Raw genomic sequence first — 17,859 nt, 5'->3', positions numbered from 1 at the left:
TTTTTTATTTACAGCATCGGCACCACCACATTCCCCCAGAACCAGCTCACCGGCATGACGAGCACCATGGCGGGGATCATATCAGCAACCGGGAAGTTGTGGATCTTTGCGATGCGGAAACCTGTGGCCAGAAGAAGGAAACCGCCGCAGGCCTTGAAGTCCGCGATCATATCCGGTGTGGTAAGCGGAAAGATGAACTTCGCCGCAGCGAAGATCGCGAGAAAGATCATGCACTGTGGGATCGCAACAGCCGCAACCACCATTCCCAGGGTTCCTCCAAAGATCATCGCAGTAAAGAAGTCCAGGATGGACTTGGAGATCAGGATCGTGTGGTCACCGCTCATTCCGGAGTCCAGGGAACCATAAATTCCCGTTCCGCTGGCACAGAACAGCACGATGATCGTCACGAGCATCGTCATGTACTCTTCTCTGGACATGGACGTATTCTTATTCGGGAAAATCTTTCCGACCGGCTTCTCCATGCACGCCGCGCCGTAGTTGATGATCCCGCCGAGATTCACCGCCAGTCCAAACGCGGTTCCAATGATCACCGCAAAAATAACGGTGGGCATATTTTTCATAAGGCCGATGGAACTTACGCCCATTCCCATAGAGCAGACGCCGAAGATCTTCGTGAGCTCCGAATTGATCCTTGTGGGCAGCTTATGCCCAAATAAAGCCCCGACCACACCACCGATGGCGACGGACAGGGCGTTGATGATAATTCCTACTGGCATGCATCATTCTCCTTTGCACAAGTAACTGCGGTGCAAGGGAGTCCCTGCACCGCAGAATTGACAGTTCGTTATTTAATTTTAGCACAAAGTACGGTATAGCGCAAACACTTTACCTCGCAAAAGTGCATGTTCCCAATTACCATTTCGACAACATTCTTCTGCATTTAAGTCGAACGACCGTGAGACTTGGCGTGTGATTCTGGTCAGCGAAACTGGCTTATTCCTATCAAAATCACTGTACATCCTCGCGGAGCGTTTCCCGGACGATTCTTAGATCCCATGCACCGCGTCACACATAGACTTCACATACTCTTTCACATACGGAACCGCATCTTTTCCATACGTTCCGCAGAGCTTCACAATCGCGGAACCAACGATAGCACCGTCGGAAAGCCCTGCCATCTTCTTTGCCTGCTCCGGTGTGGAGATTCCGAAGCCGACCGCACACGGAATGTCCTTCGCTTTCTTCACAAGTTCTACCATCGCGCCGATATCCGTTGTGATCTCACTTCTCGTTCCGGTAACGCCAAGCGAAGATACGCAGTATACAAAGCCGGACGCCTCTTTCGCGATCATACTGATACGCTCGCGGGAGGTCGGGGCAATGAGGGAGATCAGATCCATATCGTACTTTTTGCATACCGAATCAAACTCTTCTTTCTCCTCATACGGCACATCCGGCAGGATCAGTCCGTCCATGCCGAGCTCAGACGCCTTCTTAATAAAGCGCTCTGTTCCGTAGGAGAACACAACGTTCGCGTATGTCATGAATACCATCGGAATTTGTGTATTTTTCCGAATTTTTTCAACCATTGCAAAAATTTTGTCGGTGGTCACGCCGCCGGACAAAGCGCGGGTATTGGCCGCCTGAATCACCGGTCCCTCTGCCGTCGGATCGGAGAACGGAATTCCAAGCTCGATAAGGTTTGCTCCTGCCTCCTCCATTGCGTATACAAGCTGCTCTGTAACCTCTAAGGACGGGTCACCGCAGGTGATAAACGGGATAAATGCCTTTCCATTTCCGCCTTTGAAGGCGTTTGCGATCTTACTCATGAATATCCTCCCCTCTGTATCTTGCGATTGCTGCACAGTCCTTGTCTCCTCTTCCGGAAACATTGACGACAATGATCTTATCCTTTCCCATCGTCGGTGCAAGCTTCATTGCGTATGCGATGGCATGAGCGCTCTCGATCGCCGGGATGATTCCCTCGATTCTGGAGAGATACTCGAATGCATCGACCGCCTCATCATCGGTAACTGCCACATATTGGGCCCGTCCTGTATCGTAAAGATTTGCGTGTTCCGGTCCGATTCCCGGATAGTCAAGACCTGCGGAGATGGAATATACCGGGGCGATCTGGCCATATTCATCCTGGCAGAAATAGGACTTCATGCCATGGAAAATTCCGAGACGTCCTGTCGCGATGGTCGCCGCTGTCTCTGCTGTGTTCACGCCGCGTCCTGCTGCCTCGCAGCCGATAAGCTGAACGTCCTTATCCTCGATGAAGTTGTAGAATGCGCCGATAGCGTTGGATCCGCCGCCGACACAGGCGAGAACTGCGTCCGGAAGACGTCCCTCTTTCTCTAACATCTGCTCCTTGATCTCCTTGGAGATAACTGCCTGGAAATCACGGACGATCGTCGGGAACGGGTGCGGTCCCATGCAGGAGCCGAGAACGTAATGGGTGTCCTCGATCCGGTTCGTCCACTCTCTCATCGCCTCGGAAACAGCATCCTTTAATGTGCCGGTTCCTGTCGTCACCGCATGGACTTTTGCTCCGAGAAGGCGCATCTTGTATACATTGAGTGCCTGTCGCTTCGTATCCTCCACGCCCATGTAGATCTCGCACTCCATGCCAAAGAGCGCCGCCGCCGTCGCTGTCGCTACGCCGTGCTGGCCTGCGCCTGTCTCGGCGATGACACGGGTCTTTCCCATCTTCTTCGCGAGAAGCATCTGACCGAGTACGTTGTTGATCTTGTGGGCGCCGGTGTGATTCAGATCTTCTCTCTTTAAATAGATCTTTGCTCCGCCGAGATCCTTTGTCATGTGCTCCGCATAGTAGAGTCTTGACGGTCTGCCTGCGTACTCATTTAAAAGTATTGTAAGTTCTTTCTGGAATTCCGGGTCATTTTTGTAATGGTTGTATGCCTCTTCGAGTTCCAGTACCGCATTCATGAGCGTCTCAGGAATATACTGACCGCCATGTGCGCCAAATCTGCCTTTTGACATAGATGTTTCCTCCTCTTGTAGCCTGATATTGTTTCAGATCGACTTTGTCGATCATTTTTTGCGTTCTGATTAGTATTTCTCCGAGTAAAACTCTCGCACCAGCGGGTAGATCCCCTTATATCTCTGGTAAATCCCATGATACCTCGCCGAGATCTCCGGATCCGGTTCCACGGTATCGCAATGTCCGCGGCTCTCCAGCGTGCTGATAAATGCCTGATAGTCCGGGATCACGCCCTCCGCAACGAATACCGCCGAAGCGATCGCCAGCGCCGGAAGAAGGTCCGGATCTTTGTATACAAAAATCTTTTGTCCCATGACATTGCTCAGGATCCAGCACCATCGCCGCTCTCGCGCGCCGCCGCCGATCAGCGTGATCTTTTTCGCGGGCTGGTCAAAGAGCTCCAATCCCTGGCGGATGGAAAATGCCACACCTTCCAGGACGCTCTGCGCCAGATCCGCCGCCGTTGTCTCCTGCGAAAGTCCTAAGAAACTTCCCCGGACGCTGCTGTCCATGATCGGGAACCGCTCGCCCGTCACATACGGGAGAAAGAAAAGTCCGTGACTTCCCGGCTCCGCTTGTTCCAGGAGTTCTGAGATATATTCGAAATCCGGCGTCCCGTCCGGATCTCTGGACAGGATCTTCGCGATCAGCCGGTGGACATTTCCGCCGTTTAAGAACGGAACCACGTTGATCAGAAGATCTTTCTGCATCGCCGCCAGGTTGAATCCGCCGCCTTCGCTCTCCATCCGCCGGTCCGAGACGGCTGCCACCCAGCCGGATGTTCCGAGGTTGATATTATACTCTCCCGGAGACAGGATCCCGCTCGCGAGTGTCGTCGCGCCCGCATCTCCGGTTCCCGCGTAAACTTTTGTCCCCACGGCGTACCCACTTTCAAGAGCGCCCGCCTCCGTGACAGTCCCGACACATTCGTGTGCGCAAAAAAGCTTCGGGAACCGGTCCCTGTCGAGTCCGGCGGCTTCGATCAGCTCTTCCGACCATTCCTTCCGATCGAGGTCCATGGCCCCGGCCGTGGAACACGCTGTCATGTCCCCGGCAAACACTCCGGTCAGTCTTGTGATCACATAATCCTTCGAACTGATGAGGAAACATGCGGTTTTTTCATAGATCTCCGGTTTGTTTTCCTTTAGCCACAGGATTTTTGCGAGTGGCATCGATCCGTCGAAGTGGTTTCCCGTGATCTCCGCGATATACGCATCTCCTAGCGGCACCACATTCCGCTTTGCCGCCTCCCTTATGATCGCCCGCGCCTGTTCATCCGCACGTCCGTCCGAATAGAGGATCGCGTTTCCAAGTGCCTTTCCGTCCGCACCGACCGGGATCACATCCTGCATCTGACCGGAAAAGATGACGGCACCGATCTCCGCGGCGGGGATGATCTCAAACAATTCTTTTGAGAGTCCGCAGAATGCCTCATACCACTCATCCGGGTCCTGCTCTTTAAAATTTTCTGTCTCGATCGTATGGATCACGGAGCTTCCGGTAAAAACCGCTTCCCCGTTTTCATTTACAACGACAGCCTTGACTGCCGTCGTTCCGATATCAAAGGTTGCTGCTAACATGATCTACCTCCCCGCTCCAAGCTTCTGGACCACAACCGCGAGAATGATGATCCCGCCGGTGATGATGTTCTGCATGAAACTCGGCATCTGCAAGATCGTAAGTCCGTTTGCCAGAACTGCCAGGATGATCGTTCCGACTAACGTTCCGACGACGCACGGGACACCGCTCTTTGAGACCGTACAGCCGATAAATACGGCTGCATACGCCTGCAGGAAATATCCCTGCCCGGCTGTCGTATTCGCGGATCCGACGCGGGACGCCACGAGGGATCCCGCAAGTCCTGCAAGCGCAGCGCACAGCGTAAACGCGAGGACACGGTATCGGGAGATCCGGATCCCGGCAACTTTCGCCGCCTCCTCACTTCCGCCGATCGCATAGAGCTTTCTTCCTGCCGCCATGTGGTTCATAAAAATATGAAATACCAGATAGAGCACGACCGCCACGATCGTGATGAACGGGATGTCTGCGATCTTTAAGATCCCTGGGATCGTGAAGCTCTTCGGGATCCCGTTAAATACGGTCGTTCCACCGGTAAGTCCGTAAATCACGCCGTCCAGGACCGTTCCCATCCCAAGTGTTGTGATAAAAGAAAGGATCCCGAACTTCGCGACGATCACTCCGTTCACGCCTCCGACCACGATCCCCACAGCGACCGCCGCGAGGAAGCAGACCGGGACCGGAACGCCCCGGATCGATAAAAGCGCAGCAATGACGCCGCCAAGACTCACGATATTTCCGATTGAAAGATCAAATTCGTTGACCGTCATGACGAAGGTTGCTCCGAGCGCAATGATCGCAAGCGGTGCAGCCTGACGAGTTATATTAAGGAAGTTTTTCAGTGTAAAAAACGACGCAGGTCTTAAAAGTCCAAAAATCCCGATGATCACCACCAGCGCAGCGACCGTTCCGTAATTCTTTAATGCTTTTCCTCTCATCTGTCGTTTTCCTCTCTCTCCGCCTCATAACAGCAAGCCAGCACATCCGCCGGCTTCAGGTCTTTATTTTCAAATGTCTTCCGGACTTTCCCATATGCCATGACGGCAACCTCGTCGGCGATCTCCAGAAGCTCCGTGAGATCCGATGAGACGTAGAGAACAGCTTTCCCTTTTTCTGCTTCTTTTCTCAGCAGTCTGTGGATCTCCTGTCTCGTCGCCACATCCACCGCCTGGGTCGGCTCATCACAGATCCAGATCGACGGTTCCGTGAGGAGTGCCTTCGCAAAGACGACTTTCTGCTGGTTTCCGCCCGAGAGCTCTTTTGCCGGCTGCCCGGCACCCGTGCATTTGATCTTTAGCGCCCCGATCATCTCCGCCGCTTTTATTCCTGCGTCCTGCTTCCGGAACCACCCGTTTTTCGTATAACGGTCGATCGAAGAGAGCATCATATTTTCCTTGATCGAAAAGGACGGGATCATTGCTTTTCCTCTCCGGTCCTCGCAGATGAACGCCATTCCCTGCCGAATGGATCCCGATGGGGTCGGATGCGCGGTCGTCTTTCCATTTACCGCGATCGTGCCGCCCGCCAGCTTTCTCGTTCCGTAGATGCATTCGAGGAATTCCGTCCGCCCGCTTCCACAGAGTCCGAACATTCCGGTGATCCGTCCTGTTTTTACTTCCAGGTCAACGCCCCGGACGATCCCGTCCCCGGAGCGGATTCCGTGGACTTCCAACGCAGTTTTTCCCGGTGCAGTCACAGTCCCATTTCCAACTTGTTTTTCCGTTTTTCCAATGTCCTGCGCATCACACCCATCTGCGTTTCTACCTTCTCCGCGATAAGCTTCTCCCGCTCTCACAGACTGCCCTGCGTTCTTTTCTGCCGAATCCTCTCTTTCTGTAATCCCATGCTCTTCCGATCCGTCAACACCGTCCGCGGCCTCATTTCCGCTCATCAGCCGCACCAGTTCTTTCCGGCTCGTCTCCTCCGTCTTCACAGTAGATACCAGCATCCCGTTCCTCAGGACTGTCACCCGGTCAGTCAGCTCCATGATCTCCTCCAGCCGGTGCGTCACGTAAAGGACCGAGGTTCCTTTCGCCTTTAAGTTTCTCACAATGGAAAACAGAAGCTTCGTCTCCTTATCGGAAAGCGATGCCGTCGGCTCATCCAGGATCAGGAGCTTACAGTCGCTCATCATCGCCCGGACGATCTCCACGCATTTTTTCTGTGCCGGAGTCATCGCAGAGACCGGTTTCTTCAGATCCAGCCGGATCCCGAGTTCCGCGGCTTTTTCCTCCGCTTCCCGCTCCATTTCCTTCCACCGGATCAGCCCGCCTTTTACCGGATACGGTCTTCCGAGACAGATATTTTCCGCTCCCGTGAATGCCGGGATCAGGACATTATCCTGGAAGATGATATTGATCCCGAGATTCCTGCTCTCCTCCGGCCGGATCTCCTCCGGAAGTTCCTTTCCGTCCCACAGGATGCTGCCGCCGTCTCTTTTGTAGACTCCGCCGAGGATCTTGATAAACGTGGACTTTCCGGCACCGTTCTCACCGACAAGTCCGTGGATCTCCCCGGCATCCAGAGAAAAGTTGAGATCTTTCAGCGCATATACGCCGTTAAATTTCTTGTCTGTATTTCTTACATCCAGCAACATCCTGTATCACCTGCCTTGATCATATTTTTCTGAGTACCTGCAAAAGCTTTCAGCAACTGCCTTTCCCTCTTTGCTTTTACTGACCGGGATCACTTGCTTTTCACGCGTAAGTCTCATGTGTATTCGCCCGGGCCTACTGTGCATTCTCCTGTGTAATCAGCTCCGCCGGCGCGTACATCTCGCCTTTTTCGATCTCCTCACCGTTAAAATACTGATCCATCTGCTCACAAACGATATCAGCCATGCCTTCAAAGTTCTGTTTTACGGTCGCCTTTAAGTTTGTGCCGTCCTTGATCATCTCGATCGCCTGCTCATTTCCGTCAACGCCTGTGACAATGACTTCGTCACGTCCTGCCTCCTGGAGTGCCTTTGTTGCACCGATCGCCGGTTCATCCCATGCCGCGAATACGGCTGTGATGGAATCTTTCTCCGAATTCGCGGTTAAAAGGTTTGCGACGATGTCCTGTGCATCATTGATCGGCTGTTCCGCCGGTACATGCTGCTCTGTGATGAGCTTGATGTCCGGATACTCTTTGATAATGTCATCAAATGCCTCACAGCGCTTTACAACACCCGGATGCGGTCTGTGGGTCAGGGCGATCACGGTTCCCTTTCCGCCCATCAGATCGTCAAATAAATATCTCACAATAAGCTCGCCCATCTGGTAATTGTCACTTGTCGCATTGATCTGCATTCCATCGATAAATCCACTGTCGCATCCGAATACCGGGATGTCCGCGTCAAAAGCGTCCTGAAGCTGGTTTGCAACCTGGTTCGGATCAGCGCTCACAAGAACGATCCCGTCTGTTCCGGAAGAAACAACATCCTCGATGCGGCTCGCAAGCTCTGCAAAGTCGTTCGCCGTGTCGATCACAAAGACTTCTGCGCCTTCCGCTTCCAGATCTTCCTTAATGTATCCCGCCATCTGATTTGTCGTGACGGAGGTGAGGTACGGGGTCATGACGGAGATCTTCTTTCCGGAAAGGGTACCGCCCTCTGTCGTTTCTGCAGATTCTCCGACTGCAGCTGTCGTTGTTTCTGCTTCAGCTGCTGTCGTTGCCGCCGTTGTCTCGTCCGCCTCTGTGGAACACCCGGTAAGCAGGATCCCTGCAAGAGCTGCGGCTGCAGCAAGGTTCATGATCGCTGTCATTTTTCTCATAATCATTTCCTCCTCGTTTTTGTCGACTGCTTCCTGCAGGGATAAGTAAGGTGGGGCTTTTTTTGAAACAAAAAATCCCGGACATAGTTCTCACTATGCCGGGACGAAATTTTTCGTGGTGCCACCCGATTTTACAGATCCTGGATCATTCTGAAAGCCGGCTGTCATTGCCCACAGCGATTCTTAATCTGCACCTGCCTTGACGATCCGATCCTTTAGAACAAAAAAAGCAGCTATCCCACATCGGAATATCTGCCACCAATCTGTCTCGTTTCAGAGTACGGAAATCTCTTTCGATACTCTTATCCTTTAACGCAGGAATCACGGCCGCAGCTACTCGAAATTCTTTCACCTGGCGTCTCACAAACCCATTCCATAGGGAACTCCATACTGTCTTCCACCACCGACAGCTCTCTGTGATTTCATTCCGAATGTACTCTCTTTGCTCATCGACTTTTTGTTTTTAATTTTTATGGTTCCAAGATTAGCACACTTCTCTGCATCTGTCAATTTCATTTTCAGAATATTTACATTAGAATTTCTTATATCCAGTCCCTATTATTTTTAATTGGACGTTTTCAGTCACTGTCTTTATAATATTATTCCCCATTTCGTTGGTAGGAATATATGTGTCATACGGAGTTTTCAGTTCAGAAAATTCCTCCCCGTAAAAAGTAACCATATCGCACTATATGCTAAAAAATATTCTGACTTTTCCAATTATGTACATACATAAGTTACAAAATTATTATTTTTTGAACATTTCGCCGAATTAAGTAAAGCAAAAGTAAAAAATACTTGACTTTTTTAAGTTCTGGTTTTATTCTTAGGCACATAATTTTATTAACGATCCCCCCATTTATCAAAGGCGATAACTTCTGTCAGAAGTGCGCCTTTCTTTTTTACCCGGATCTTCCAAAGCGACTGCCGGTTTTATTTCACCGGTACCAGGATCCGGCGGATCGTTCGTAAAAAAAGAGAGAGGAGAGATTCTTATGAAGAAAAGACGATTGATCGCACTTGCAGCCGCAGCCGTTATGGCAGCATCTTCCCTGGCAGGATGCGGCGGTTCCCAGACGACCTCCCAGACAACAGCCGGTTCCACCGCTGAGACGGCTGCTGCCTCATCCAACGCAGTGTCTCCGGATGCCAAATCCACAGATCAGACACTTGCTTCCGGTATCGCAGTTGGTTCTTCCGACGGAGAAGCCGTAAAGGGCGGAACACTGGTAGTGTCCATGCCATCTTCCCCGCTGACTCTCGATCCGAAATCCTACTCCACGATGTATGAAAACCACATCATGTACAACGTCATGGAGACTTTATTTATCTGGGATCAGGATTACAAAGAACTTCTTCCATGTCTTGCGACGGATTACACCGCCAGCGATGATGGTCTCACCTACACCATCAACTTAAGAGACGATGTCTATTTCCAGAAAGGAAAGTTCCAGGACGGAAGAAAGATGACTGCAGAGGACGTCAAGTACTCTCTCGAACGAAGCAAAAATGAAAGTACCACAGACCGTATCTGCCGTGACTTCTTCGATTACTGCGAAGTGACAAGTCCGACTCAGGTCGTGATCCATATGAAGTCCGTTGCAGGACCGTTCATCAACCAGTTAGCTGAGATCGGAAACGTCATTCTTCCGAAAGAGGAAGTCGAAGGCTGGGGAGATGAGTTTGGTTCCCATATCGTTGGTACCGGTCCATTCACCCTCGAAGAGATGGTAACCGATGAAAAGGTTGTTTTAAAGAAGAATGACAATTACTGGGGGACCGAGCCGAACGTCGATGGAATTGAATTCCGCATCATCTCCGACTCCAATCAGGCGATCAACGCAGTACAGACCGGTGAGGTCGATATCGCGATGTATCTCCAGGGCGAAGCGATCAAGCGTGCCCAGGATGCAGGTCTCTTACTCCAGACCGCAAGCTCCGCTGTCACCTACGTCCGCTTTAATATGCAGAATGGTCCGACTGCAAATGCAGATGTCAGAAAAGCTCTCACAATGGCAGTCGACATCGATTCCATGGTAGCCGGCATTTATCAGTACGGTGAGGGCACGAGAGCTTACCAGCCGTTACCGGTATACTCCTTCGCATATGACACTGCCTACAATGACCTCGTACCTTCCTACGATCCGGAAGGTGCAAAGAAACTCCTCGCGGAGGCCGGTTATCCGGATGGCTTCACCATGAGCCTTTACATCGGATCCACTACATACCGTGAGAAGATGGCGCAGATGTTACAGTACTACTGGAGCCAGATCGGAGTCACACTTGATATCAAGTCCTCCACGATGGCCGACTGGTCCGCAACCGTTGTCGATTCCTGGCAGGCTGATACCGTAAACAGCTACGGCGTAAGCTGGAACAGCAACCCGGATCCTTACGGTTTCCTTGGAAAGTTCTTCAGTTCCCAGACCATCCACGCTTCCTCCAACGCAGGCGGCTACAATGATCCGGAGATGGATGACCTCCTCAACAAAGGCTTTGGCTCCACTGACACTGCTGAGCGTGCCAAATACTACAAGGAAGCAATTGAGAAAGTTATGAACGAATACACCGGTATCTACTACGCATACGAGTGCCGGAACTGGGCAGTATCCCCGAAAGTACATAACGCGGTTCTCCGTGCTGATAACCAGATGTTAGTCGCAACACCGTTCAACAATATCTGGATCGAAGAATAAAACTATTACAAAATCTGCAGAAAGGGGAAGCAAATCTGATTTGTTTCCCTTTTTCTGTAGAAATGTTCGCAAAAATCGACTGTTCCCCCATTCACAGTCCCGATGATGGATCCGGACAGTCATGAAAGGATTGGATTTTTATGGGAAAGATCATCATCAAACGATTATTGCAGACGATCCCCACACTTCTGGTCGTCGTTACACTGACCTTCTGCCTGACAAGAATGCTGCCCGGCGATCCGGCTGTGGCGATCCTGGGCATTGAGGCAAATGCGGAGGACATCGAAGCCATGAGAGCCGAGATGAACCTCGATAAACCGCTCCCGGAACAGTACGCACTCTATTTAAACGGACTCGTCCACGGTGATTTCGGTTACTCCTACAGTTACCGCCAGGACGTTCTTCCGCTCATCACTTCCAGGATCCCGAATACACTGACTCTGACGCTGACAGCACTTTTCTTCGCTTTCATCATCGGAACCAGCGTCGGCATCATCGCTGCTTTAAAGCAGAATACGATCTTCGATTACATTGTCATGGTCATCACGCTCGTCGGCGTGTCCATGCCAATCTTCTGGCTGGCTCTTATGCTGGTCCTCCAGTTTTCCGTTAAAATGAATCTCCTGCCTGTCATGGGCATGGGCGACATCTCCAAAGGCATCGGGGATGTGGTGAGCCACATGATCCTGCCAGGTTTCTGTCTCGCGACGATCCCGATGGCGACTTTCGCGAGAACCATGCGTTCCAGCATGATCGACATCATGAGCAGTGACTACATCCGATGTCTCAGAGCCCGCGGCATCCGGAAAATGAAAGTCATCCTGATCCACGGATTAAAGAACGCACTCCCGCCGCTGATCACCGTTCTCGGACTTCAGATCGCCGGAACCTTTACCGGTGCGATCATCACAGAGGGAATCTTCTCCTGGCCGGGCATGGGAACCATGATCAACACCGCGATCAACAACCGCGATTATTCCCTGATCCAGGGAACCGTTCTCTTCTCCGCGATCATGTTCGTCTTCTGCAACATGTTAGTCGATATCGCTTATGCGATCCTGAATCCGAAAGTAAAACTGGAAAAGGGGTGATATGCCATGACATTCTTCAAGAAAAAACCTGCTGCTGCCGCAGCTTCTTCCACATCCGGCGATGCTCTTGGAAAAGACGCCAACATCGCAATGCTCTTAAAAGAACGAAATGCCAACAATGCATGGCATAAGTTAGCCAGAAATAAGACCGCTCTCGTAGGCTTCTTCATCGTTGCCTTCATGGTCATCCTCGCCGTGTTTGCTCCTCTCATCGCGCCGTATGACCCGAATGCGATCAATCCTGTTCTGCCGTTTAAGGGGATCGGAACGCCGGGACATCTCTTCGGAACGGACGATCTCGGGCGTGACATCTTATCCCGTATCATCTACGGCTCCCGCGTATCCATGATCGTCGCAGTCGGTGCCACGATCGTCGGCGCCATCATCGGCGTGCTCATCGGACTCACTGCCGGATATTTCGGTGGATGGATCGATTCCGTTCTCATGAGAGTCATGGACGGCATGTTCTCTTTCCCATTTATCCTGTTAGCCATGATCCTGATCACCGTTCTCGGAAACGGCGTCATGAACGTCATTCTGGCCATCGGTATCGCGAGTGTTCCGGGATTTGCCCGTGTCACGAGAGGTCAGGTCCTGATCGTAAAGGAAGAGGAATACTGCAACGCCTGCCGCGTTGTCGGAGTCTCCCCGGTGAGACTCTTATTCTTACATATTTTACCGAACTGCGTATCCCAGATCATCGTGTACGCAACACTCCGTATCGCAAGTGCGATCATTTCCGAAGCTTCCTTAAGCTTCCTCGGACTCGGCATCGCGCTTCCGACCGCATCCTGGGGCAGCATTCTCCGTGTCGGCCGTGACTGTCTGACAACAGCTCCCCATGTAGCCGGAACTGCAGGCGCCTTCATTCTTGTGACCGTCATCGGTTTCAACCTGTTGGGCGACGGGATCCGCGATGTCATGGATCCGAAAATGAAACAGTAGGAGGTGCAGGCTATGAGTGAAAACGATGCAATCTTAAAAGTAAATGGATTAAAAACATATTTCTACCAGGCGAGCGGCGTTTCCAAAGCGGTCGATGGCGTCAGCTTTACACTGAAAGAAGGAACGACCATGGGGATCGTCGGCGAATCAGGTTCCGGAAAAAGCGTCACCAGCGCCTCCGTCATGCGGCTCATGCCGGCAAAAACAGGAAAGATCGTGGACGGCTCCATCATCTTCGACGGAGTTGATATCCGGAGTCTTTCTGAATCCCAGATGGAAAAATTCCGAGGCGATGAGTGCTGCATGATCTTCCAGAACCCGATGACCTCCTTAGATCCGGTATTCAAGATCGGCCACCAGATGGTCGAGATGATCCGAGAACACGAAAAGATCAGCAAAAAGGACGCCTGGAACAAAGCCGTTGAGGCATTAAAGCTTGTCGGCATCCCGGAGGCTGAGAAACGAATGGACGCGTATCCGCATGAGCTCTCCGGCGGCATGTGCCAGCGTGTCATCATCGCGATGGCCGTCTGCGGACATCCGAAGCTCATCATCGCCGACGAGCCGACGACCGCTCTGGATGTGACCGTACAGGCACAGGTTCTTGAGCTCTTAAAGGACCTCCAGAAGAAGCTCAATACCGCGATCCTGCTCATCACCCACAACCTCGGCGTTGTCTGGGAGATGTGTGACACCGTCATGGTCATGTATGCAGGAAATACCGTAGAATATGCGGACACAAAGACTCTTTATCAAGAGCCGCTTCACCCGTACACCTGGGGTCTTTTGGACTCCATGCCGAAACTCAGCAGCTCCGCGAAAGAGGATTTGAAGACGATCCCCGGAACACCGCCGGATCTCCGTCTTACCGGTTACTGCTGCAACTTTTATAACCGCTGTCCTTATGCCACGGAGATCTGTAAAAATCAGGTACCGCCGCTGAAGGAGGTCGCTCCCGGACATTTCGTGGCGTGCCACAGACAGGACGGAGAGCACAGATTAACACGAGGGGAAGTGAATGAGACATGCAGAAAAATGTAATCATGAGCGTCGATCATCTCAGTAAGGATTTTGTGATCCGCGGAAAAAAGTTAGGGGAAAAGAATAAACTTCTCCACGCGTTGAGCGATGTGTCTTTTGATATCTATGAAGGGGAAACATTAGGGATCATCGGTGAGTCCGGATGCGGAAAGTCCACACTGGGCCGCTGCCTTGTAAAGCTCCACAAGCCGTCCGGCGGAACGATCACCTATAACGGAAAGGATCTCTGGAACATGCCTGTCTACGACCGGGAAGCGGCCCGCAGGGATATCCAGATGATCTTCCAGGATCCGTATTCCTCCCTGGATCCCAGAAAAACGGCTTCCTACTCGATCGAGGAGGCGATGAAGGTCCACCACATCGGTGACACTGCAAGGGAACGCCGCCAGAAAGCGTTAGAATATCTCCAGGAAGTCGGACTCGACATCCAGCACATGGAACGCTACCCGCACGAGTTCTCCGGCGGCCAGAGGCAGCGTGTGAACATCGCGCGCGCCCTCTCGATGGAGCCGAAGATCATCGTCTGTGACGAGCCGGTATCCGCCCTGGACGTTTCGATCCAGGCACAGGTCATCAACCTCTTCCGCCGTCTGCAGAAGCAGTTCAACCTGACCTATGTGTTCATCTCCCATGACCTCGGCATCATCAAATATATCAGTGACCGGATCATGATCATGTACCTCGGGCGCGTCATGGAGTTCTACACCTCCGAAGGCATCTACGCAGATCCGAAGCACCCGTACACGCAGGCTCTGCTCTCCGCGATCCCGCCGGAAAGCCCGTTTGAGAAAAAAGAGCGCCTGCCGCTCACCGGCGATATCCCGAGCCCGATCGGGGATCAGGTCGGCTGCCCGCTCGCAGGCCGCTGCCCGCACTGCACGGAGCGCTGCAAAAAGGAGATCCCGAAACTCGTCGACACCGGAGACGGACATATGGTGGCATGTTTCTTATACGAATAACCTGCCTGCTGCCATCTCATGCGGAATTTTCAGTTCAGAAAATTCCTATCCGTGAAAAACAACTGCCAAACAGCTTTACGGCTGAATACTTTCATAAAGGAGTAATGTAAGATGATCGATTCTAAAAAACTGATCGCAATGGTCGAAAAATATGAAAAACTGATCTATGACACGGCAGACTATATCTGGGCACACCCGGAGACGGGATTCCGCGAGTGGAACACTTCCGCTTACATGGAAAAACACTTTGAAGAGCTCGGATACACCCTGACAAAGGCCGGAAATATCCCGGGATTCTACGCAGATCTCGACACCGGAAAACCGGGTCCGAAGATCGCGATCCTCGGAGAGCTCGACTCCCTGATCGTCGCAAACCACCCGTGCTGCGATCCGGAAACCCATTATGTTCATGCCTGCGGCCATCATGCCCAGTGTGCGGTTCTTCTCGGAACAGCCGCTGCCTTGAAGGAGCCGGGCGCTCTCGACGGTCTCTGCGGATCGATCCGCTTTATCTCCGTTCCGGCGGAGGAGCTGATCGAGCTCGGATTCCGTGAAGGTTTAAGGAAACAGGGCATCATCAAATATTTCGGCGGCAAGGTCGAGTTCATTCACCGCGGATATTTCGACGGTGTGGACATGGCGATGATGATCCACTCCGGAAAGCTTGCGGAAGGAAAAGCACTTTCCATCAGCGACGGCTGCAATGGCTGCGTCACAAAGAACATTACATTCAAAGGCGTTTCCTCACATGCGGGCGGATCTCCGGAAAATGGCCGGAATGCACTCTACGCGGCAACCTGCGCCTTAAACGCCGTCAATGCACTCCGCGAGACCTTTACCGACAATGACCACATCCGTTTCCATCCGATCATCACGGAAGCCGGTCTCGCCGTCAACGCGATCCCGGAGACTGCAAAAGTGGAGTCCTATGTGCGCGGCGCTTCCTTCGACGCGATCCGCAAATACAATATCAAGGTCAACCAGGCACTTGCCGCTTCCGCTGCCGCGATCGGCTGCAACGTGGAGCTGGATGACCATCCGGGCTATTTCCCGTTAAACAACGATAAAAATATGGCCGCTGTCATGAAAGAGGCGATGGAGACCGTTGCAGGCCCTGACAGTGTCGTTGAGGGCGGCTGGGGAACCGGCAGCACCGATATGGGCGATGTGTCCGCAATCATGCCGGTCGTTCACCCGCACGCAGGTGGGTCTGTCGGAACCGGTCATGGAAAAGATTACTATGTGCAGGATAAGAAGCTCGGCTGCCTCTACCCGGCAGAATGCCTTGTTCTGACTGCTGCAAAGCTGCTCTCCGATGATGCTGCTCTCGGAAAGAAAGTAATCGCGGAAGCAAAACCGTACTTCAAGTCAAAAGAAGAGTATCTGGCTGCCATCGACGCGATCACGATGGATCAGGATGCTGTTGTATATAATGATGATGGAACGATCACTCTGAATTTCACAAAATAATGTGTCTCACTAATGCACCATTCAGAAAGGACGGGAGATCTTGTATGAAAAACTTTGTTATCACGGTTGCCAGGGGATTTGGATCCGGCGGGCGTGACATCGCCGCTATGCTTGCTGACGAGCTGGGCGTCCACAGCTATGATAAACGGATCCTGACACTTGCGTCCCAGTACAGCGGCTATCCGGAACACTTTTTCCGGGAAGCTGACGAGACTTTAAACGGCAGTCTGATCACCAAACAGCTTCAGGCACTGCCGAAACATCATGCACCGACCGGAGAGCTCTCAAAGTTTACTTCCGATGACCGGCTTTTCGACTATCAGAAGATCATCATCGAAAAACTTGCCGCCTCCGAGTCCTGCGTCATCGTCGGAAAATGTGCCGATTATATCCTGAAGGATTATGACAATGTCGTCAGCATCTACGTGGAGGCGCCGAGAAGCTACACACTGCGGCGCGTCATGGAACGGATGGATGATATCACGGTCGAGGAGGCGCATCACCTGATCACGAAGACAGACAAGTACCGCGCGGATTACTACAAGTATTACACCGGCGGCAACTACTGGACTAACCCGGTCAACTACGACCTGACGTTCAACAATGCGAGACTCGGGGATGAGCGCTGCGTGAAGCTCACACTCGACTGCATGAAGCTGAAATTCGGGGATGATTTCGTGGAATATATGAAGAGTATCGGCAAAGATATTTAATATCTGTTCACGCCTGCTTGATCGTTATGATTTTTCCCTTTATTTTGTAATACTGGATCCAGGGCTCCAATCCTGCTCCGGACCAGCACCAGCCCCGCCGCACTTCCTCTCTCTTGCGGCGGGGATTTTTATTCAGGAAATTTCTGTCTTTAAAAAGTATCACTCCCACATCTTTTCCTGTTCGCTCGGCTGGAATTGATTTTTATTTTCTGATATGTTACGATAGTTCTATGTTCTCTGACCTGCGAGAAGTTTCCTATTCTTTCGGGAAAGAGTCGAATTCGCTATTACTGACCTTAAGAATGTTCTGACAGGGAAGAAATTGTTATCCGGCATACATATATGCCCTGCAAAAGAAAGTCTGATCCCCTCGCTGCAGCTTCTTGAACTGCATGGAGTCTTTCATATTTAACACTCGGTCTGTATCATACACTTGTACGGGCTTATTTCTTTTCTCTGTCATTATAAGCTCATTATCCACTGCGGCGGCTGTATGTTAAATGAACGGGAAATGCGAAGCCGCTTAAGGAATGCCGCCGACCAGGAGATCCCGATGACAAATTACGGGATCGCGATCGCATATATGAAAGGGATTTTGGAGAGAAGTGTCGAGTGTCTCGGACTCTGAGCGCAGTCTCCATGC

At 51.9% G+C, this 17,859-nt stretch carries 14 protein-coding genes, 1 pseudogene and 1 other annotated feature; of the genes and pseudogenes, 8 read left to right on the top strand and 7 right to left on the bottom strand.

Features of this window, described 5'->3' with window-relative positions; genetic code table 11:
• Positions 1-8 precede the first annotated feature (8 nt).
• The 7 genes from V2546_RS07350 to V2546_RS07320 form a co-directional block, all read right to left on the bottom strand.
• Positions 9-737: a DUF554 domain-containing protein gene (locus V2546_RS07350; protein WP_329751957.1), complete on the bottom strand. Its 729-nt coding sequence runs from the start codon at positions 735-737 to the stop codon at positions 9-11.
• A gap of 270 nt (positions 738-1,007) precedes the next feature.
• Positions 1,008-1,790: a tryptophan synthase subunit alpha gene (gene trpA, locus V2546_RS07345; protein WP_329751956.1), complete on the bottom strand. Its 783-nt coding sequence runs from the start codon at positions 1,788-1,790 to the stop codon at positions 1,008-1,010.
• On the bottom strand, positions 1,783-2,967 hold the full coding sequence (gene trpB, locus V2546_RS07340; protein WP_329751955.1) for a tryptophan synthase subunit beta: 1,185 nt from the start codon (positions 2,965-2,967) through the stop codon (positions 1,783-1,785). The genes trpA and trpB overlap by 8 nt, the downstream gene beginning before the upstream one ends.
• A gap of 69 nt (positions 2,968-3,036) precedes the next feature.
• A complete protein-coding gene (locus tag V2546_RS07335) occupies positions 3,037-4,548 on the bottom strand; it encodes an FGGY family carbohydrate kinase (RefSeq protein ID WP_329751954.1) in 1,512 nt (503 codons plus the stop codon).
• 3 nt (positions 4,549-4,551) lie between these two features.
• Positions 4,552-5,484: an ABC transporter permease gene (locus V2546_RS07330; protein WP_329751953.1), complete on the bottom strand. Its 933-nt coding sequence runs from the start codon at positions 5,482-5,484 to the stop codon at positions 4,552-4,554.
• Positions 5,481-7,142, bottom strand: coding sequence for a sugar ABC transporter ATP-binding protein (locus V2546_RS07325; protein WP_329751952.1), 1,662 nt, complete (start codon positions 7,140-7,142; stop codon positions 5,481-5,483). The genes V2546_RS07330 and V2546_RS07325 overlap by 4 nt, the downstream gene beginning before the upstream one ends.
• A 133-nt stretch (positions 7,143-7,275) precedes the next feature.
• The gene (locus V2546_RS07320; protein WP_329751951.1) at positions 7,276-8,301 is read right to left on the bottom strand and encodes a substrate-binding domain-containing protein; all 1,026 of its coding nucleotides are present in this window, start codon (positions 8,299-8,301) and stop codon (positions 7,276-7,278) included.
• A gap of 96 nt (positions 8,302-8,397) precedes the next feature.
• Positions 8,398-8,760: a binding site (T-box leader), on the bottom strand.
• Between the two features lie 536 nt (positions 8,761-9,296).
• Here V2546_RS07320 and V2546_RS07315 point away from each other — a divergent pair.
• The 8 genes and pseudogenes from V2546_RS07315 to V2546_RS07280 all read left to right on the top strand — a co-directional run.
• The gene (locus V2546_RS07315; protein WP_118297566.1) at positions 9,297-10,997 is read left to right on the top strand and encodes an ABC transporter substrate-binding protein; all 1,701 of its coding nucleotides are present in this window, start codon (positions 9,297-9,299) and stop codon (positions 10,995-10,997) included.
• A gap of 140 nt (positions 10,998-11,137) precedes the next feature.
• Positions 11,138-12,088 carry an ABC transporter permease gene (locus V2546_RS07310; protein WP_118297567.1) on the top strand — a complete coding sequence of 317 codons (951 nt, stop codon included), beginning with the start codon at positions 11,138-11,140 and terminating at the stop codon, positions 12,086-12,088.
• A gap of 6 nt (positions 12,089-12,094) precedes the next feature.
• A complete protein-coding gene (locus V2546_RS07305; protein WP_243121918.1) occupies positions 12,095-13,033 on the top strand; it encodes an ABC transporter permease in 939 nt (312 codons plus the stop codon).
• A gap of 12 nt (positions 13,034-13,045) precedes the next feature.
• Positions 13,046-14,074 (top strand): ABC transporter ATP-binding protein, encoded by a 1,029-nt coding sequence (locus V2546_RS07300; RefSeq protein ID WP_118297568.1) that lies wholly within the window; start codon positions 13,046-13,048, stop codon positions 14,072-14,074.
• Positions 14,059-15,033 carry an ABC transporter ATP-binding protein gene (locus tag V2546_RS07295; RefSeq protein ID WP_118297569.1) on the top strand — a complete coding sequence of 325 codons (975 nt, stop codon included), beginning with the start codon at positions 14,059-14,061 and terminating at the stop codon, positions 15,031-15,033. Before V2546_RS07300 ends, V2546_RS07295 begins: the two co-directional genes overlap by 16 nt.
• Before the next feature lie 111 nt (positions 15,034-15,144).
• The gene (locus V2546_RS07290; RefSeq protein WP_329751950.1) at positions 15,145-16,503 is read left to right on the top strand and encodes an amidohydrolase; all 1,359 of its coding nucleotides are present in this window, start codon (positions 15,145-15,147) and stop codon (positions 16,501-16,503) included.
• Between the two features lie 44 nt (positions 16,504-16,547).
• Positions 16,548-17,216, top strand: a complete 669-nt coding sequence (locus V2546_RS07285) for a cytidylate kinase-like family protein (protein ID WP_118531443.1) — start codon at positions 16,548-16,550, stop codon at positions 17,214-17,216.
• A gap of 454 nt (positions 17,217-17,670) precedes the next feature.
• Positions 17,671-17,844: pseudogene (locus tag V2546_RS07280) on the top strand ([FeFe] hydrogenase H-cluster maturation GTPase HydF); the annotation flags it as partial.
• Between the last annotated feature and the right edge of the window lie 15 nt (positions 17,845-17,859).

The organism is Clostridium sp. CM74B_53, from assembly GCF_036318045.1.
In the GTDB taxonomy this organism is placed as follows: Bacteria; Bacillota; Clostridia; order Lachnospirales; family Lachnospiraceae; genus Pilosibacter.
The sequence above is the reverse complement of the archived record's forward strand: the minus strand, read 5'-3'. Positions and strand labels throughout refer to the sequence as shown.